Annotated in this window: 28 protein-coding genes and 1 pseudogene; all 29 read right to left on the bottom strand. The window is 42.2% G+C overall.

Translation table 11 applies throughout. The annotated features are described in order from the left end of the window. Window positions 1-112: 112 nt before the first annotated feature. Window positions 113-475 (bottom strand): 50S ribosomal protein L17, encoded by a 363-nt coding sequence (gene rplQ / locus NYE53_RS00870; RefSeq protein WP_003225836.1) that lies wholly within the window; start codon window positions 473-475, stop codon window positions 113-115. Window positions 476-552: 77 nt separating this feature from the next. After that, window positions 553-1,497, bottom strand: coding sequence for a DNA-directed RNA polymerase subunit alpha (locus NYE53_RS00865; RefSeq protein WP_003225835.1), 945 nt, complete (start codon window positions 1,495-1,497; stop codon window positions 553-555). Between the two features lie 176 nt (window positions 1,498-1,673). After that, entirely contained in the window at window positions 1,674-2,069 is a 396-nt protein-coding gene (gene rpsK / locus NYE53_RS00860; RefSeq protein ID WP_009966385.1) for a 30S ribosomal protein S11, read from the bottom strand. 20 nt (window positions 2,070-2,089) lie between these two features. After that, entirely contained in the window at window positions 2,090-2,455 is a 366-nt protein-coding gene (gene rpsM / locus NYE53_RS00855) for a 30S ribosomal protein S13 (RefSeq protein ID WP_003235095.1), read from the bottom strand. 22 nt (window positions 2,456-2,477) lie between these two features. Next, a complete protein-coding gene (rpmJ, locus tag NYE53_RS00850; RefSeq protein ID WP_003156543.1) occupies window positions 2,478-2,591 on the bottom strand; it encodes a 50S ribosomal protein L36 in 114 nt (37 codons plus the stop codon). 33 nt (window positions 2,592-2,624) lie between these two features. Next, window positions 2,625-2,843 (bottom strand): translation initiation factor IF-1, encoded by a 219-nt coding sequence (infA, locus tag NYE53_RS00845; RefSeq protein WP_003156508.1) that lies wholly within the window; start codon window positions 2,841-2,843, stop codon window positions 2,625-2,627. Next, window positions 2,821-3,089: pseudogene (locus tag NYE53_RS00840) on the bottom strand (ribosome-binding protein ybzG). Before NYE53_RS00840 ends, infA begins: the two are co-directional and overlap by 23 nt. A gap of 65 nt (window positions 3,090-3,154) precedes the next feature. After that, a complete protein-coding gene (gene map, locus NYE53_RS00835) occupies window positions 3,155-3,901 on the bottom strand; it encodes a type I methionyl aminopeptidase (protein ID WP_003225828.1) in 747 nt (248 codons plus the stop codon). Further along, entirely contained in the window at window positions 3,898-4,551 is a 654-nt protein-coding gene (locus NYE53_RS00830) for an adenylate kinase (protein ID WP_029727021.1), read from the bottom strand. The genes map and NYE53_RS00830 overlap by 4 nt, the downstream gene beginning before the upstream one ends. Window positions 4,552-4,605: 54 nt before the next feature. Continuing rightward, entirely contained in the window at window positions 4,606-5,901 is a 1,296-nt protein-coding gene (gene secY / locus NYE53_RS00825) for a preprotein translocase subunit SecY (RefSeq protein ID WP_004399662.1), read from the bottom strand. A gap of 1 nt (window position 5,902) precedes the next feature. Next, window positions 5,903-6,343 carry a 50S ribosomal protein L15 gene (gene rplO / locus NYE53_RS00820; protein WP_003225819.1) on the bottom strand — a complete coding sequence of 147 codons (441 nt, stop codon included), beginning with the start codon at window positions 6,341-6,343 and terminating at the stop codon, window positions 5,903-5,905. 30 nt (window positions 6,344-6,373) lie between these two features. Next, window positions 6,374-6,553: a 50S ribosomal protein L30 gene (gene rpmD / locus NYE53_RS00815; protein WP_003156497.1), complete on the bottom strand. Its 180-nt coding sequence runs from the start codon at window positions 6,551-6,553 to the stop codon at window positions 6,374-6,376. Window positions 6,554-6,566: 13 nt separating this feature from the next. Next, on the bottom strand, window positions 6,567-7,067 hold the full coding sequence (rpsE, locus tag NYE53_RS00810) for a 30S ribosomal protein S5 (RefSeq protein WP_003328273.1): 501 nt from the start codon (window positions 7,065-7,067) through the stop codon (window positions 6,567-6,569). A 24-nt stretch (window positions 7,068-7,091) separates the two neighbouring features. Further along, window positions 7,092-7,454: a 50S ribosomal protein L18 gene (rplR, locus tag NYE53_RS00805; protein WP_003225816.1), complete on the bottom strand. Its 363-nt coding sequence runs from the start codon at window positions 7,452-7,454 to the stop codon at window positions 7,092-7,094. A 32-nt stretch (window positions 7,455-7,486) separates the two neighbouring features. Beyond that, window positions 7,487-8,026 carry a 50S ribosomal protein L6 gene (gene rplF, locus NYE53_RS00800; RefSeq protein ID WP_004399690.1) on the bottom strand — a complete coding sequence of 180 codons (540 nt, stop codon included), beginning with the start codon at window positions 8,024-8,026 and terminating at the stop codon, window positions 7,487-7,489. A gap of 29 nt (window positions 8,027-8,055) precedes the next feature. Then, window positions 8,056-8,454, bottom strand: coding sequence for a 30S ribosomal protein S8 (rpsH, locus tag NYE53_RS00795; RefSeq protein WP_003241998.1), 399 nt, complete (start codon window positions 8,452-8,454; stop codon window positions 8,056-8,058). Window positions 8,455-8,485: 31 nt separating this feature from the next. Beyond that, window positions 8,486-8,671, bottom strand: coding sequence for a 30S ribosomal protein S14 (gene rpsN / locus NYE53_RS00790; RefSeq protein ID WP_003156488.1), 186 nt, complete (start codon window positions 8,669-8,671; stop codon window positions 8,486-8,488). A 22-nt stretch (window positions 8,672-8,693) separates the two neighbouring features. Further along, complete coding sequence (rplE, locus tag NYE53_RS00785) at window positions 8,694-9,233, bottom strand: 50S ribosomal protein L5 (RefSeq protein ID WP_003225809.1); 540 nt, start codon at window positions 9,231-9,233, stop codon at window positions 8,694-8,696. 26 nt (window positions 9,234-9,259) lie between these two features. Further along, entirely contained in the window at window positions 9,260-9,571 is a 312-nt protein-coding gene (gene rplX, locus NYE53_RS00780; RefSeq protein ID WP_003156486.1) for a 50S ribosomal protein L24, read from the bottom strand. A gap of 36 nt (window positions 9,572-9,607) precedes the next feature. Further along, complete coding sequence (gene rplN, locus NYE53_RS00775; RefSeq protein ID WP_003225805.1) at window positions 9,608-9,976, bottom strand: 50S ribosomal protein L14; 369 nt, start codon at window positions 9,974-9,976, stop codon at window positions 9,608-9,610. A gap of 40 nt (window positions 9,977-10,016) precedes the next feature. Next, the gene (gene rpsQ / locus NYE53_RS00770; RefSeq protein WP_003225804.1) at window positions 10,017-10,280 is read right to left on the bottom strand and encodes a 30S ribosomal protein S17; all 264 of its coding nucleotides are present in this window, start codon (window positions 10,278-10,280) and stop codon (window positions 10,017-10,019) included. Between the two features lie 22 nt (window positions 10,281-10,302). After that, window positions 10,303-10,503 (bottom strand): 50S ribosomal protein L29, encoded by a 201-nt coding sequence (rpmC, locus tag NYE53_RS00765; RefSeq protein WP_003156482.1) that lies wholly within the window; start codon window positions 10,501-10,503, stop codon window positions 10,303-10,305. Further along, entirely contained in the window at window positions 10,493-10,927 is a 435-nt protein-coding gene (gene rplP, locus NYE53_RS00760) for a 50S ribosomal protein L16 (RefSeq protein ID WP_003225801.1), read from the bottom strand. The genes rpmC and rplP overlap by 11 nt, the downstream gene beginning before the upstream one ends. A gap of 1 nt (window position 10,928) precedes the next feature. Beyond that, window positions 10,929-11,585, bottom strand: a complete 657-nt coding sequence (gene rpsC / locus NYE53_RS00755) for a 30S ribosomal protein S3 (protein WP_003235068.1) — start codon at window positions 11,583-11,585, stop codon at window positions 10,929-10,931. 3 nt (window positions 11,586-11,588) lie between these two features. Beyond that, complete coding sequence (rplV, locus tag NYE53_RS00750) at window positions 11,589-11,930, bottom strand: 50S ribosomal protein L22 (protein ID WP_003156475.1); 342 nt, start codon at window positions 11,928-11,930, stop codon at window positions 11,589-11,591. A gap of 16 nt (window positions 11,931-11,946) precedes the next feature. Next, a complete protein-coding gene (gene rpsS, locus NYE53_RS00745) occupies window positions 11,947-12,225 on the bottom strand; it encodes a 30S ribosomal protein S19 (protein ID WP_003156472.1) in 279 nt (92 codons plus the stop codon). 57 nt (window positions 12,226-12,282) lie between these two features. Continuing rightward, window positions 12,283-13,116: a 50S ribosomal protein L2 gene (rplB, locus tag NYE53_RS00740; protein ID WP_003225795.1), complete on the bottom strand. Its 834-nt coding sequence runs from the start codon at window positions 13,114-13,116 to the stop codon at window positions 12,283-12,285. A gap of 31 nt (window positions 13,117-13,147) precedes the next feature. After that, entirely contained in the window at window positions 13,148-13,435 is a 288-nt protein-coding gene (gene rplW / locus NYE53_RS00735) for a 50S ribosomal protein L23 (protein WP_003156467.1), read from the bottom strand. Then, the gene (rplD, locus tag NYE53_RS00730; RefSeq protein WP_339246732.1) at window positions 13,435-14,058 is read right to left on the bottom strand and encodes a 50S ribosomal protein L4; all 624 of its coding nucleotides are present in this window, start codon (window positions 14,056-14,058) and stop codon (window positions 13,435-13,437) included. The genes rplW and rplD overlap by 1 nt, the downstream gene beginning before the upstream one ends. Window positions 14,059-14,069 lie beyond the last annotated feature (11 nt).

Below are 14,069 nucleotides of genomic sequence, written 5' to 3'. Positions count from 1 at the left end.
TCTCAGCTAATGCTCTGCTTTTCTCTCTATTAAAAGTTGCAGTATCTAAAAAAAGGGCATAGATCCAGTTAGAAACTGTCCCGCCCTTCTTTAGATACACAAAAATATGTGATTAAACCAATTCGATAATTGCCATTGGTGCTCCGTCACCACGGCGAGGACCAAGCTTCATAATACGTGTGTATCCGCCTTGGCGCTCCTCGTAACGAGTTGCAATGTCAGAGAATAATTTTTGAAGTGCATCTTGGTTATTTTCTTCGTTTGCAACCTCGTTGCGGATGTATGCAGCAGCTTGACGGCGAGCGTGAAGATCACCGCGTTTGCCAAGCGTGATCATTTTTTCAACTACAGAGCGAAGTTCTTTCGCACGTGTTTCAGTTGTTTCGATTCTTTCGTTGATGATCAAATCAGTTGTAAGATCACGAAGCATAGCTTTACGCTGTGCACTCGTACGTCCTAGTTTTCTGTATGACATGTGATGTCCCCTCCTTTATTGGAATGCTGTTTCTGAATAAAAAACACACGAAAATCCTAGTTCACAAGGGAAACTAGTCAATCGTCTTTGCGAAGTCCGAGTCCAAGTTCTTCTAGTTTCGCTTTCACTTCTTCAAGTGATTTGCGTCCTAGATTTCGAACTTTCATCATATCTTCTTCCGTCTTGTTCGCAAGCTCTTGAACCGTGTTAATACCCGCACGCTTTAAGCAGTTGTAAGAACGAACAGAAAGATCCAATTCTTCAATCGTCATTTCAAGAACTTTCTCTTTTTGATCTTCTTCTTTTTCAACCATGATTTCAGCATGTTGAGCTTCGTCAGTTAAACCAACGAATATATTAAGGTGTTCAGTTAAAATCTTTGAACCAAGCGCAATTGCTTCTTTCGGTCCAGTGCTTCCATCAGTCCAAACATCAAGTGTAAGTTTATCATAGTTTGCAACTTGGCCTACACGAGTGTTCTCTACCTGATAAGATACACGAGAAACTGGCGTATAGATAGAATCGATCGGAATCACGCCGATTGGCTGATCGTCTCTCTTGTTTGCGTCAGCAGGCGTATACCCACGTCCTCTTTGAGCAGTAAGGCGAACTCGGAAACTCGCATTCTCACCAAGAGTCGCGATATGAAGATCAGGATTTAAGATCTCTACATCACTATCGTGTGTAATATCAGCTGCCGTTACAGTTCCTTCACCCTGTACATCAATTTCTAGCGTCTTCTCTTCATCAGAGTAGATTTTCAATGCAAGCTTTTTAATGTGTAAGATAATCGTTGTAACATCTTCCACAACGCCTTCAATTGTCGAGAATTCGTGCAGTACACCATCTATCTGGATTGATGTTACAGCGGCACCAGGGAGTGAGGATAAGAGGATACGACGTAAGGAGTTACCCAGAGTTGTACCATATCCACGCTCAAGTGGCTCTACGACAAACTTACCAAATTTGGCATCGTCGCTGATTTCAACCGTTTCGATTTTTGGTTTTTCAATCTCGATCATTACTTAAAACCCTCCTTCAAAACGTCGAAACCTCGAATAGAATCATATGAGATTCCATCCGAAATTCCCCATTGTTTAGTCCCGTATGTGCTCAGGCAACGAGTCGGTGCATTCGTTTCATAAATAACTGTATCATAACCCATTATTGACAGGGACACAAAATCTATACAAACAAATTACACGCGGCGACGTTTTGGTGGACGGCATCCGTTATGAGGAACAGGAGTTACGTCTCTGATAGCAGTGACTTCTAGTCCAGCAGCTTGAAGTGCACGGATTGCAGCTTCACGGCCTGAACCAGGTCCTTTAACAGTAACCTCTAGAGTTTTAAGACCATGTTCGATTGAACCTTTAGCAGCTGTTTCTGCAGCCATTTGCGCAGCAAAAGGAGTAGATTTACGAGAACCTCTGAATCCTAAAGCTCCGGCACTAGACCAAGAAATAGCATTACCATGAGTGTCAGTGATCGTAACGATCGTGTTATTGAAAGTTGAACGAATATGAGCAATTCCAGACTCAATATTCTTTTTCACGCGACGTTTACGCGTGTTAGATTTACGAGCAGCAGCCATTGTTTAAGAACCTCCCTTACTTATTTTTTCTTGTTAGCTACAGTACGACGCGGACCTTTACGAGTACGCGCGTTGTTTTTAGAGTTTTGTCCGCGAACAGGTAATCCTCTGCGATGACGGATTCCGCGGTAGCTTCCGATTTCGATCAGACGTTTGATATTAAGAGAAACTTCACGGCGAAGGTCACCTTCTACTTTCAGTTTGTCAATAATATCACGGATTTTACCAAGTTCTTCTTCAGTAAGATCGCGCACACGAGTATCTTCTGAAACTCCAGCTTCTTTTAAAACTTGCTGAGCCGTTGTGCGGCCAATTCCGAAGATGTATGTTAAAGAAATAACAACACGTTTGTCACGTGGGATATCTACACCAGCAATACGAGCCATTCTCTGGGCACCTCCTTATAAATTATCCTTGTTTTTGTTTATGCTTTGGATTTTCACAGATCACCATTACTTTTCCTTTTCTGCGAATAACTTTACATTTTTCGCAGATTGGTTTAACTGATGGTCTCACTTTCATGTGTTTCCAACCTCCTTCAGTTTCCGGAGTGCTTTATTTGTAACGGTACGTAATCCTGCCACGAGTTAAGTCATATGGAGATAATTCTACCGTAACTTTGTCTCCAGGTAAAATGCGAATGAAGTGCATGCGGATTTTACCAGATACATGAGCCAAAACAGTGTGGCCATTTTCAAGTTCAACTTTGAACATCGCGTTTGGCAGTGTTTCGACTATAGTACCTTCCACTTCAATTACATCGTCTTTCGCCATTCAAGTGTTCTCCCTTCTTCAAATCAGTAACTTGCTTTCTGACAAATTTCAAAAGAAGTTTGTCACACGCCCTGTTTCGTTTATACTGTTCTGAACTTCCGGAGATACGCAATCATAAAGGGTTAAATGATTGATATTCTTTTTCTTAGGAGAATGAAATGTACGCTTTTCTCCGTCTGCTGTTAGTACATTGATGATGGTTAAAATTCCAACGACAAGCAGCAAGATGAATTCGGTCTTGCCAATGTTCACCCAAGCTTTCTGCCCTATCAAGCTTGAAAAACATCTGTCTTCGGAATTATTTTCATCATCTAGACTCTCGTCAGTATATCAAAACCCGTTTCCGTAATCGCAATCGTATGTTCAAAATGAGCACACTTTTTCCCATCTACCGTTACAACCGTCCAGTTATCAGCCAATGTTTTCACGTAGCGGCTGCCAGCGTTCACCATAGGTTCAATAGCGAGAACCATGCCAGGTTTAAGCCGTGGTCCTTTGTTGGGCGGACCGTAATGAGGAATTTGCGGGTCCTCATGCAAGTCTTGACCAACACCATGTCCGACATACTCCCTAACAACTGAAAACTGCTCATTTTCGACATACGTTTGTATTGCGTGGGAAATATTCGACAAACGTTCACCTGGTTTTGCTTCCTGCAAGCCTTTATATAAAGACTCCTCTGTCACTTCCAGAAGTTTTTTGTCATCATCGCTGATGTTTCCTACCGGATATGTCCATGCAGAGTCACCATGATAACCATTTAATTTAGCACCGATATCAATACTGATGATGTCACCGTCCTTCAGCACCCTGCTGCCAGGTATGCCGTGAACGAGTTCTTCATTAACTGATACGCAAATGCTCCCGCGAAACCCATTATACCCCTTAAAAGATGGGATTGCACCCTGCTTCTTAATAAAACGTTCGGCAATTTGATCCAATTCTTTTGTCGAGATTCCTGGTTTAATGTGCTTTTTTAACTCTTCATGAGTTAAAGCCACGATTCGCCCTGCTTCCCGCATGATACCAAGTTCACGTGGGGTTTTACAGATAATCATTTTTTTAATCCTCCAAGAAGATCCTTCACATCTGCATAAACGTCTTGAATGTCCTGCTGGCCATTCACGTTTGCAAGATAACCTTTCTCTGAATAGAAATCGAGTAAAGGCTGAGTTTGCTTCATGTTTACCTCAAGCCGTTTAGAGACTGTTTCCTCATTATCATCTGCCCGTTGATAGAGTTCGCCTCCGTCTTTATCACAAATACCCGGCATTTTCGGCGGATTAAAGACTAAATGATAGGTTGTGCCGCAAACACTGCAAATTCTGCGTCCAGTCAGACGTTCCATAAGAGCGTCTTTGTCGACTTCAATGTTAATGACATAATCAATCGGCTTGCCGTATTCCTCAAGAATTTCTTCAAGAGCTTCGGCTTGAGCGACTGTTCGCGGAAATCCGTCCAGAAGAAAACCTCTTTCACAATCATCTTTGCCAAGTCTCTCTTTTACAATTCCGATTGTGACTTCGTCAGGTACGAGCTCTCCCTTATCAATATAAGATTTTGCTTCGAGTCCGAGTGGTGTTTCTTCTTTCATAGCAGCACGGAACATATCTCCTGTTGAGATATGAGGAATCCCATAATCCTCAACAATTCGTTCGCCCTGTGTGCCTTTACCGGCACCAGGAAGCCCCATTAAGACTAAGTTCATTCGGATTTCCCCCGTCCTCTCTTTATTAAGAGGGAATGGATAAATCCATTTCCTCTAGTTTTTCATAAATCCACGGTAGTTTCGTTTCACCAACTGGCTTTCTAGTTGTTTCATTGTCTCCAAGGCTACCCCGACAACAATTAACAAAGATGTTCCGCCAATTTGTGCACTTTGAGGCAATCCAGCGAATTGAATGAAAAAGATAGGAAGAATGGAAATCACGGCTAAGAATATAGAACCCACAAACGTAAGTCGATACAAAATGCTCGTAATTCTATCTTGAGTCATTTTCCCTGGACGAACCCCCGGGATATAGCCACCCTGTTTTTTAAGGTTATCAGCCATTTGTTCAGGGTTTACCTGTACAAAAGCATAAAAGTACGTAAAGGCAATAATCAACGCAACATATATCGCCATACCCACCGGATGCGTATTATCAAAGTTGTTTTGAATCCACTTTGTCACATCGTTTGTTCCAAAGAATGACGCGATCGTCCGCGGCGTTATCAAAAACGCAACCGCAAAGATTACCGGAATAACCCCTGCAGGATTCACTTTCAATGGAAGGTGTGTAGACTGACCTCCGCCAGCAGGTGAACGACCTGTGCCTTTAGCATATTGAATCGCAATTTTCCGTACGGCTTGCTGAATGAAAATAACTCCAACAATAACTGCTAAAATCGCAATCACAAGAAGTGCGACTTTCACAATATGAATAAACAACTGATCGTTGCTACCGACAAATTGAGTCTCATATATTTGCCCAATTGTTTTTGGAATACTAGACACAATCCCCGCGAAGATAATGATCGATATTCCGTTGCCTACTCCATGAGACGTAATTTGTTCCCCAAGCCACATTAAAAAGGCAGTTCCGCCAGTGAGCACTAAAGCAATGATAAGATATGTCGATACACCGGATTTTTCGATCAGCATACCGTTTGCCAGATTGTTAAATCCATATGACATACCTAATGCTTGGATGAAACCAAGCACAATCGTAAAGTACCTTGTGAACTGAGCTAATTTACGGCGGCCAACTTCACCTTGCTTAGACCACTCGGTAAACTTCGGTACAACATCCATCTGAAGCAGCTGAATGATGATCGAAGCCGTGATATAAGGAGTAATTCCCATTGCGAAAATGGAAAATTGGTAAAGCGCACCGCCGCCAAATGTATTAAGGAGATCAAAAACACCCATTTGAGACTGCGCCTGTAACGCTTCAGCGTTAACGTAAGGCACAGGAATAAACGCACCTATGCGAAAGACGATAAGCATGAGTAAAGTGAATATGATTTTATTCCTGATATCACTCACACGCATAAAGTTGGAGATTGTTTTAAACAAGTTAGATCACCTCAGCTGTACCGCCAGCAGCTTCAACAGCTTCTTTCGCAGAAGCAGAGAATTTATTGGCTTTTACAGTTAATTTTTTCTCTAATTTACCGTTGCCAAGAATCTTTACTCCTGCATTAAGTTTGCTAATAACACCAGTCTCTAGAAGAAGTTCAGGAGTGACTTCCGTTCCTTCTGCAAAACCGTTCAATTTGTCTAGGTTGACTACAGCGTATTCCTTGCGGTTGATGTTAGTGAAACCGCGTTTAGGAAGACGTTGGAATAAAGGCATTTGTCCCCCCTCGAATCCAGGGCGTACACCGCCGCCAGAACGAGCGTTTTGACCTTTGTGACCTTTACCAGCTGTTTTACCGTTGCCAGAACCAATACCACGACCTACGCGATTACGCGTTTTGCGTGAACCTTCTGAAGGTTTTAATTCATGAAGTTTCATTAGGACACCTCCTTATCCGATCAAATATTTTTATTGTTCTTTAACAGAAACTAAATGAGATACTTTATTAATCATACCACGGATCGCAGCGTTGTCTTCATGAACAACAGTTTGGTTTGTTTTCTTTAAACCAAGTGTTCTTACAGTAACGCGTTGGTCTTCCGGGCGACCGATTACACTTCGTTTGAGGGTAATTTCTAATTTAGCCATTAATGTTCCCTCCTTATCCTAACAGTTCTTCTACAGATTTTCCACGAAGCTTCGCAACGTCTTCAGCACGTTTAAGTTCACTTAAACCTTGAAGTGTTGCACGAATCATGTTGATCGGTGTGTTAGAACCTAAAGACTTAGAAAGGATATCAGCTACACCAGCTAGCTCAAGTACCGCACGTACAGGGCCTCCAGCGATAACTCCAGTACCTTCAGAAGCAGGTTTTAACAAGATGTTACCTGCACCGAAACGTCCGATGATTTCGTGTGGAATTGTAGTTCCAACCATTGGTACTTCAATCAAATTCTTTTTCGCATCTTCAACAGCTTTGCGGATCGCTTCTGGTACTTCTTGTGCTTTACCAGTACCGAATCCTACGTGTCCGTTTTTGTCACCGACAACGACTAGAGCTGCGAAGCGGAAACGACGACCACCTTTAACAACTTTCGCTACGCGGTTAACCGTAACTAAGCGTTCTTCTAACTCTAATTTGCTTGGGTCAATACGACGCATAATCATGTGTCCCTCCTTCTTTTATTAAAATTTAAGTCCAGCTTCACGAGCGGCATCAGCCAAAGCTTTTACACGTCCATGGTATAAGTATCCGCCACGGTCAAATACTACGTCAGAAATGCCTTTTTCAGCAGCGCGTTTTGCAACTAGTTCTCCAACTTTAGTAGCAGCAGAAGTATCTCCAGTGCTTTCAACGTTCAAGTCTTTATCGAGAGTAGATGCACTAGCAAGTGTTACACCATTTACATCATCGATGATTTGAGCGTAAATGTGCTTGTTAGAACGGAAAACGTTCAGGCGCGGTCTTTCAGCAGTACCGGAAAGTTTAGCGCGAACACGAGCGTGTCTTTTAAGACGAGCAGCATTTTTGCTAGTTTTCGTAATCATCTAGGTCACTCCTTTCTTCACTTTAAGCGATCTTACTTAGCAGATTTACCTTCTTTACGGCGAACAACTTCACCTTCGTAGCGGATTCCTTTACCTTTGTAAGGCTCTGGAGAACGTACAGCGCGGATGTTAGCAGCAATAGCTCCTACGCGTTCTTTGTCTGTACCTTTTACAACTACTTTTGTTTGAGAAGGAACTTCGATTTCGATGCCTTCTTCAGGAACGATCTCAACAGGATGAGAGTATCCAACGTTTAAAACAAGTTTATTTCCGGATTTAGAAGCACGGTAACCGACACCGACTAATTCCAAACCTCTTTCAAATCCTTTAGATACACCTTCAACCATGTTGCCAAGCAGACTGCGAGTCGTACCATGCAGGGCACGGTGCTCTTTTTGATCAGAAGGACGAGCGACTGTAAGCACATTGTCCTCTACTTTAATCTCCATATCAGGGTGAAACGTACGAGTTAATTCTCCTTTTGGTCCTTTCACAGCTACAGTGTTGTTATCATTTAACGTTACTGTAACATCAGAAGGAATCTCAAGTAGCTTCTTACCTACACGAGACATACCAAACACCTCCATTCATGTTAAACTTCTTACCAAACGTATGCTAGAACTTCTCCACCAGCTTGTTTTGCACGGGCTTCTTTGTCCGTTAAAACACCTTGTGATGTAGAAATAATCGCGATTCCAAGACCGTTAAGTACGCGGGGTACTTCATTAGATTTAGCATAAACACGCAAACCAGGCTTGCTGATTCTTTTAAGACCAGTGATAACGCGCTCGTTGTTTTGTCCGTATTTCAAGAAAACGCGGATGATACCTTGTTTGCTGTCTTCTACGAACTCAACGTCACGAATGAAACCTTCACGCTTTAAAATTTCAGCAATTTCTCTTTTCAATTTAGAAGCAGGAATTTCAAGCTTCTCATGACGTACCATGTTTGCATTGCGAATACGAGTTAGCATATCTGCAATTGGATCTGTCATAACCATTATATAATTACCTCCTTCCCTTTCTTGGGGATTACCAGCTGGCTTTTTTCACGCCAGGAATTTGTCCTTTATATGCAAGCTCACGGAAACAAATACGGCAAAGTTTAAATTTACGAATGACTGAATGCGGACGTCCGCAGCGTTCACAGCGTGTGTACTCTTGTACTTTAAACTTTGGTGTACGTTGTTGTTTCGCAATCATAGACTTTTTAGCCACGATTTCGCCTCCCTTTCATTGATTATTTCTGGAACGGCATACCTACTTGAGTTAATAGCTCACGAGCTTCTTCGTCAGTATTAGCTGTTGTTACGATAACGATGTCCATTCCGCGAACCTTTGTTACTTTATCGTAGTCAATTTCAGGGAAGATTAACTGTTCTTTGATACCAAGTGTGTAGTTGCCGCGACCGTCGAAAGATTTTTTAGAAACCCCGCGGAAGTCACGTACACGCGGTAAAGATACAGAAATAAGTTTATCAAGGAAATCATACATGCGCTCTCCGCGAAGAGTTACTTTCGCACCGATAGGCATTCCCTCACGAAGACGGAATCCAGCAATTGATTTCTTCGCACGAGTAACGACAGGTTTTTGACCTGCGATAAACGTTAATTCTTCAACAGCACTGTCGATTGCTTTGGCGTTTTGAACAGCGTCACCAACACCCATGTTGATTACGATTTTTTCGATTTTAGGCACTTGCATGACTGAATCATAGTTGAACTTAGTCATTAAAGCAGGTGCAATTTCTTTATTGTACTTTTCTTTAAGGCGGTTCATGAGATAGACCTCCCTTCCTTTTAATACTATTTATCTAGAACTTGCCCAGATTTTTTTGCTACACGAACTTTTTTGCCATCTTCCACTTTGTATCCTACGCGAGTCACTTCACCTGTTTTAGGATCGAGCGGCATAACGTTTGATACATGAATTGGCGCCTCTTGATTAGAAATACCGCCTTGAGGGTTAGCTTGAGTTGGTTTAGAGTGTTTCTTTACCATGTTAACACCTTCAACTAAAACGCGGTCCTTTTTAGGGAAAGCAGCAAGGATTGTTCCTTGTTTGCCTTTATCTTTACCAGAGATAACCATAACTTTATCGCCTTTTTTTACATGCATCCTGATCGCACCTCCTTGAGTAAGGCATTTATTTCATTAGATAACTTCTGGAGCTAGAGAAACAATTTTCATAAAGTTGTTTTCACGCAATTCACGAGCAACTGGTCCGAAGATACGAGTTCCGCGTGGGCTCTTGTCGTCACGGATGATAACACATGCATTCTCATCGAAGCTGATGTATGAACCGTCACTTCTGCGCGCTCCGCTTTTAGTGCGAACGATAACAGCTTTTACGACTTCACCTTTTTTGACAACGCCTCCTGGTGTTGCTTGTTTAACCGTGCAAACAATTACATCACCAATGTTAGCTGTTTTACGTCCAGAACCACCAAGAACTTTAATAGTAAGTACTTCACGTGCGCCAGAGTTGTCAGCTACTTTTAAACGAGTCTCTTGTTGAATCATTATTTGTTACCTCCCTTCGGAAAAAGAATTCCGAACTTTATTAGATAATAACAGCTTCTTCGACAACTTCAACTAGACGGAAACGCTTAGTTGCAGACAATGGACGAGTTTCCATAATCTTAACGATGTCACCGATTTTAGCTTGATTATTTTCATCATGTGCTTTGAATTTTTTTGAGTATTTTACGCGTTTACCGTAAAGTGTATGTTTTTTGTATGTCTCAACAACAACAGTAATGGTTTTATCCATTTTGTCAGAAACAACACGGCCTTGGTAAACTTTGCGTTGGTTACGTTCGCTCATGCTCACGACCTCCCCTCAGTGATTATTTATTAGCAGCAATTTCTCTTTCACGAATCACAGTTTTCATGCGCGCGATAGCTTTGCGCACTTCACGAATGCGAGCAGTATTTTCAAGTTGTCCTGTCGCTAATTGAAAGCGAAGATTGAAAAGTTCTTCTTTAAGAGACTTTACTTTTTGTTCAATTTCAGCAGTGGTAAGGTCACGAATTTCATTAGCTTTCATTTGATTCACCACCAATTTCTTCACGTTTTACGAACTTCGTTTTAATTGGCAATTTGTGAGATGCAAGGCGAAGCGCTTCACGAGCAACCTCTTCAGACACACCAGAAATTTCAAATAAAACTTTGCCCGGTTTTACAACAGCTACCCAACCTTCTGGAGCCCCTTTACCGGATCCCATACGTACCTCAAGTGGTTTAGCAGTGTAAGGTTTAGAAGGGAAAATTTTGATCCAAACTTTACCGCCACGTTTCATGTAACGAGTCATCGCAATACGTGCAGCTTCGATTTGACGGTTAGTAATCCAAGAAGCTTCAAGAGCTTGGATACCGAATTCTCCGAAATGTACTTCAGTACCGCCTTTCGCACGGCCACGCATTTTTCCGCGATGCTCTCTGCGATATTTAACGCGTTTTGGTAATAACATATTATTTTCCTCCTTCCTCATTTTTCTTCTTAGTAGGAAGAACCTCTCCACGATAGATCCAGACTTTTACACCAAGCTTACCGTAAGTAGTATCAGCTTCAGATGTTGCATAGTCAATGTCCGCACGTAATGTGTGCAATGGAACAGTTCCTTCACTGTAGTATTCAGAACGAGCGATATCTGCACCGCCAAGACGACCAGAAACCATTGTTTTCACACCTTGTGCTCCAGCACGCATAGTACGTTGGATTTGTTGTTTCTGCGCACGGCGGAAAGAAACACGGTTTTCTAATTGACGAGCGATGTTGTCAGCAACTAGCTGTGCATCAAGATCTGCTCTTTTGATTTCAAGAATGTTAATGTGTACACGCTTGCCAGTAAGGCTGTTAAGGGCTTTGCGAAGTGCTTCGACTTCAGAACCGCCTTTACCGATAACCATACCAGGCTTAGCTGTGTGGATCGTAATGTTAACGCGGTTTGCTGCACGCTCGATTTCTACTTTAGAAACAGAAGCGTCAGAAAGGCGTTTGCTAATGTATTCACGAATTTTTAAATCTTCGTGCAGGAAGTCAGCGTAATCTTTACCAGCGTACCACTTAGATTCCCAATCACGAATGACTCCGATACGAAGACCGACTGGATTTACCTTTTGACCCACTACTTATCCCTCCTTCTTTTCTGATACAACGATTGTAATGTGGCTCGTACGTTTGTTGATTTGGCTCGCACGTCCCATAGCACGTGGGCGGAATCTTTTTAACGTAGGGCCTTCGTCAACGAATGCTTGAGAAATAACCAGGTTGTTAGCGTCCATTTCATAGTTATGCTCAGCATTTGCAATAGCGGATTTTAATACTTTCTCGATAATTGGAGAAGCAGCTCTTGGTGTAAGGTTCAAGATTGATACTGCCTCACCTACTTGCTTGCCTCGAATCAGGTCCATTACTAGACGTGCTTTACGAGGAGCAATACGGACTGTTCTTGCAACAGCTTTAGCTTGCATTTAAAAGCCTCCTCTCTTAGCGTCTTGTTTTTTTGTCATCACTAGCATGACCTTTGTACGTACGAGTTGGAGCGAATTCACCCAACTTGTGCCCTACCATATCTTCAGAGATGAATACAGGCACGTGTTTACGTCCGTCATAGACTGCGATTGTGTGACCAATAAACTGTGGGAAAATAGTAGAACGACGAGACCAAGTTTTTACGACTTGTTTCTTGTCTGTTTCATTTAATTTCTCGATTTTAGTCATCAAGTGTCCATCGACAAATGGTCCTTTTTTTAAGCTGCGAGCCATTTTGGAACCTCCCTTCGTGATTGCACTACGGTCCGAAAAGAACCGTAGACAACCCCGTTATTTATTTTTACGACGACGTACGATAAATTTATCGGATTTGTTCTTTTTCTTACGAGTCTTGAATCCAAGAGTTGGTTTGCCCCATGGAGACATTGGTGATTTACGTCCGATTGGCGCACGTCCTTCACCACCACCGTGTGGGTGATCGTTAGGGTTCATTACAGAACCACGAACAGTAGGACGGATGCCTTTCCAGCGAGAACGTCCAGCTTTACCAATGTTGATAAGTTCGTGCTGTTCGTTGCCTACTTGACCGATAGAAGCACGGCAAGCAGAAAGGATCATGCGAACTTCACCAGAGTTAAGACGTACAAGAACGTATTTACCTTCTTTACCAAGAACCTGAGCAGATGTACCAGCTGAACGTACAAGCTGTCCGCCTTTACCAGGTTTTAATTCAATGTTATGCACAACTGTACCAACAGGGATGTTGATAAGTGGAAGTGCATTACCTACTTTAATGTCAGCTTCAGGACCTGACATGATTTCAGTACCTACTTGAATTCCTTTAGGAGCAAGAATGTAACGTTTTTCTCCGTCTGCATAGTTGATTAGAGCGATGTTAGCTGAACGGTTTGGATCGTATTCAACTGTAGCAACGCGTCCAGGTATACCATCTTTATCGCGTTTGAAGTCGATAACACGGTATTGGCGTTTATGTCCGCCACCTTGGTGACGTACAGTCAATTTACCTTGGTTGTTACGTCCGCCTTTTTTGTGAAGGGGAGCAAGCAAGGATTTTTCCGGCTTGTCAGTCGTGATTTCAGCAAAATCTGAAGTTGTCATGCCACGACGTCCATTAGAGGTCGGTTTATACTTTTTAATCGCCATTTTGAATTTCCCTCCTTCTTTTTACAGATAATTAAGCTTCAAAAATTTCGATTTCTTTGCTGTCTGCAGTAAGTTTTACGATCGCTTTTCTGCGACGGCTAGTCATACCAGTGTAGCGTCCAACACGTTTTGATTTGCCTTTGTAGTTCATGATGTTGACTTTGTCAACTTTCACTCCAAAGATGCTTTCAACCGCGTCTTTCACTTCTGTTTTGTTAGCTCTTACATCAACTTCAAAAGTATATTTTTTTTCAGTCATTAAATCGGCAGAACGTTCAGTAATGACGGGGCGCTTTAGAACATCACGAGGATCTTTCATTATGCAAGCACCTCCCCTACTTTTTCAACCGCTGCTTTTGTAATCAGAAGCTTCTCGTGGTTGACAACGTCTAAAACGTTGATTCCGTTAGCTTCAACAACAGTAACTCCAGGAATGTTACGAGCAGATAATGCTACTGCTTCGTTTGCATCCGCAGTTACGATTAAAGCTTTTTTCTCAACAGATAATCCTTTAAGGATAGCTGCCATTTCTTTTGTTTTAGCCGTATCAAGAGTAAGATCTTCAAGAACGATGATGTTGTTGTCGATCACTTTAGAAGACAATACTGATTTGATTGCCAAGCGGCGAACTTTTTTAGGTAATTTATAAGAATAGCTGCGTGGTGTTGGGCCGAATACGACACCACCTCCGCGCCATTGCGGTGAACGGATTGAACCTTGACGGGCACGTCCAGTACCTTTTTGACGCCATGGTTTACGACCTCCGCCGCGTACTTCAGAACGATTTTTTACTTTGTGAGTTCCTTGACGTAAGGAAGCTCTTTGCATAAGAATAGCGTCGAATACAACACTCTCATTTGGTTCGATACCAAATACAGAAGCGTTTAATTCGATGTCACCAGCAGTAGAACCGTTTTGGTTGTATAATGCTACTTTTGGCATAATCAATTTCC

It is taken from the genome of Bacillus sp. FSL R5-0523 (assembly GCF_037975295.1).
Classification (GTDB): domain Bacteria; phylum Bacillota; class Bacilli; order Bacillales; family Bacillaceae; genus Bacillus; species Bacillus subtilis.
This window is presented reverse-complemented; position numbering and strand designations above follow the sequence as displayed.

Coding starts and splice junctions, on each gene's coding strand:
- rplQ (WP_003225836.1), bottom strand. CDS start 475: ATGTCATACAGAAAACTAGGACGTACGAGTGCACAGCGTAAAGCTATG.
- NYE53_RS00865 (WP_003225835.1), bottom strand. CDS start 1,497: ATGATCGAGATTGAAAAACCAAAAATCGAAACGGTTGAAATCAGCGAC.
- rpsK (WP_009966385.1), bottom strand. CDS start 2,069: ATGGCTGCTGCTCGTAAATCTAACACGCGTAAACGTCGCGTGAAAAAG.
- rpsM (WP_003235095.1), bottom strand. CDS start 2,455: ATGGCTCGTATTGCTGGTGTAGATATCCCACGTGACAAACGTGTTGTT.
- rpmJ (WP_003156543.1), bottom strand. CDS start 2,591: ATGAAAGTGAGACCATCAGTTAAACCAATCTGCGAAAAATGTAAAGTT.
- infA (WP_003156508.1), bottom strand. CDS start 2,843: ATGGCGAAAGACGATGTAATTGAAGTGGAAGGTACTATAGTCGAAACA.
- map (WP_003225828.1), bottom strand. CDS start 3,901: ATGATTATCTGTAAAACCCCACGTGAACTTGGTATCATGCGGGAAGCA.
- NYE53_RS00830 (WP_029727021.1), bottom strand. CDS start 4,551: ATGAACTTAGTCTTAATGGGGCTTCCTGGTGCCGGTAAAGGCACACAG.
- rplO (WP_003225819.1), bottom strand. CDS start 6,343: ATGAAACTTCATGAATTAAAACCTTCAGAAGGTTCACGCAAAACGCGT.
- rpmD (WP_003156497.1), bottom strand. CDS start 6,553: ATGGCTAAATTAGAAATTACCCTCAAACGAAGTGTAATCGGTCGCCCG.
- rpsE (WP_003328273.1), bottom strand. CDS start 7,067: ATGCGTCGTATTGACCCAAGCAAATTAGAGTTAGAAGAACGCTTAGTT.
- rplR (WP_003225816.1), bottom strand. CDS start 7,454: ATGATTACGAAAACTAGCAAAAATGCTGCTCGTCTTAAAAGACACGCT.
- rplF (WP_004399690.1), bottom strand. CDS start 8,026: ATGTCTCGTGTAGGTAAGAAGCTACTTGAGATTCCTTCTGATGTTACA.
- rpsH (WP_003241998.1), bottom strand. CDS start 8,454: ATGGTTATGACAGATCCAATTGCAGATATGCTAACTCGTATTCGCAAT.
- rplE (WP_003225809.1), bottom strand. CDS start 9,233: ATGAACCGCCTTAAAGAAAAGTACAATAAAGAAATTGCACCTGCTTTA.
- rplX (WP_003156486.1), bottom strand. CDS start 9,571: ATGCATGTAAAAAAAGGCGATAAAGTTATGGTTATCTCTGGTAAAGAT.
- rplN (WP_003225805.1), bottom strand. CDS start 9,976: ATGATTCAACAAGAGACTCGTTTAAAAGTAGCTGACAACTCTGGCGCA.
- rpsQ (WP_003225804.1), bottom strand. CDS start 10,280: ATGAGCGAACGTAACCAACGCAAAGTTTACCAAGGCCGTGTTGTTTCT.
- rpmC (WP_003156482.1), bottom strand. CDS start 10,503: ATGAAAGCTAATGAAATTCGTGACCTTACCACTGCTGAAATTGAACAA.
- rplP (WP_003225801.1), bottom strand. CDS start 10,927: ATGTTATTACCAAAACGCGTTAAATATCGCAGAGAGCATCGCGGAAAA.
- rplV (WP_003156475.1), bottom strand. CDS start 11,930: ATGCAAGCTAAAGCTGTTGCAAGAACAGTCCGTATTGCTCCTCGTAAA.
- rpsS (WP_003156472.1), bottom strand. CDS start 12,225: ATGGCTCGCAGCTTAAAAAAAGGACCATTTGTCGATGGACACTTGATG.
- rplB (WP_003225795.1), bottom strand. CDS start 13,116: ATGGCGATTAAAAAGTATAAACCGACCTCTAATGGACGTCGTGGCATG.
- rplW (WP_003156467.1), bottom strand. CDS start 13,435: ATGAAAGATCCTCGTGATGTTCTAAAGCGCCCCGTCATTACTGAACGT.
- rplD (WP_339246732.1), bottom strand. CDS start 14,058: ATGCCAAAAGTAGCATTATACAACCAAAACGGTTCTACTGCTGGTGAC.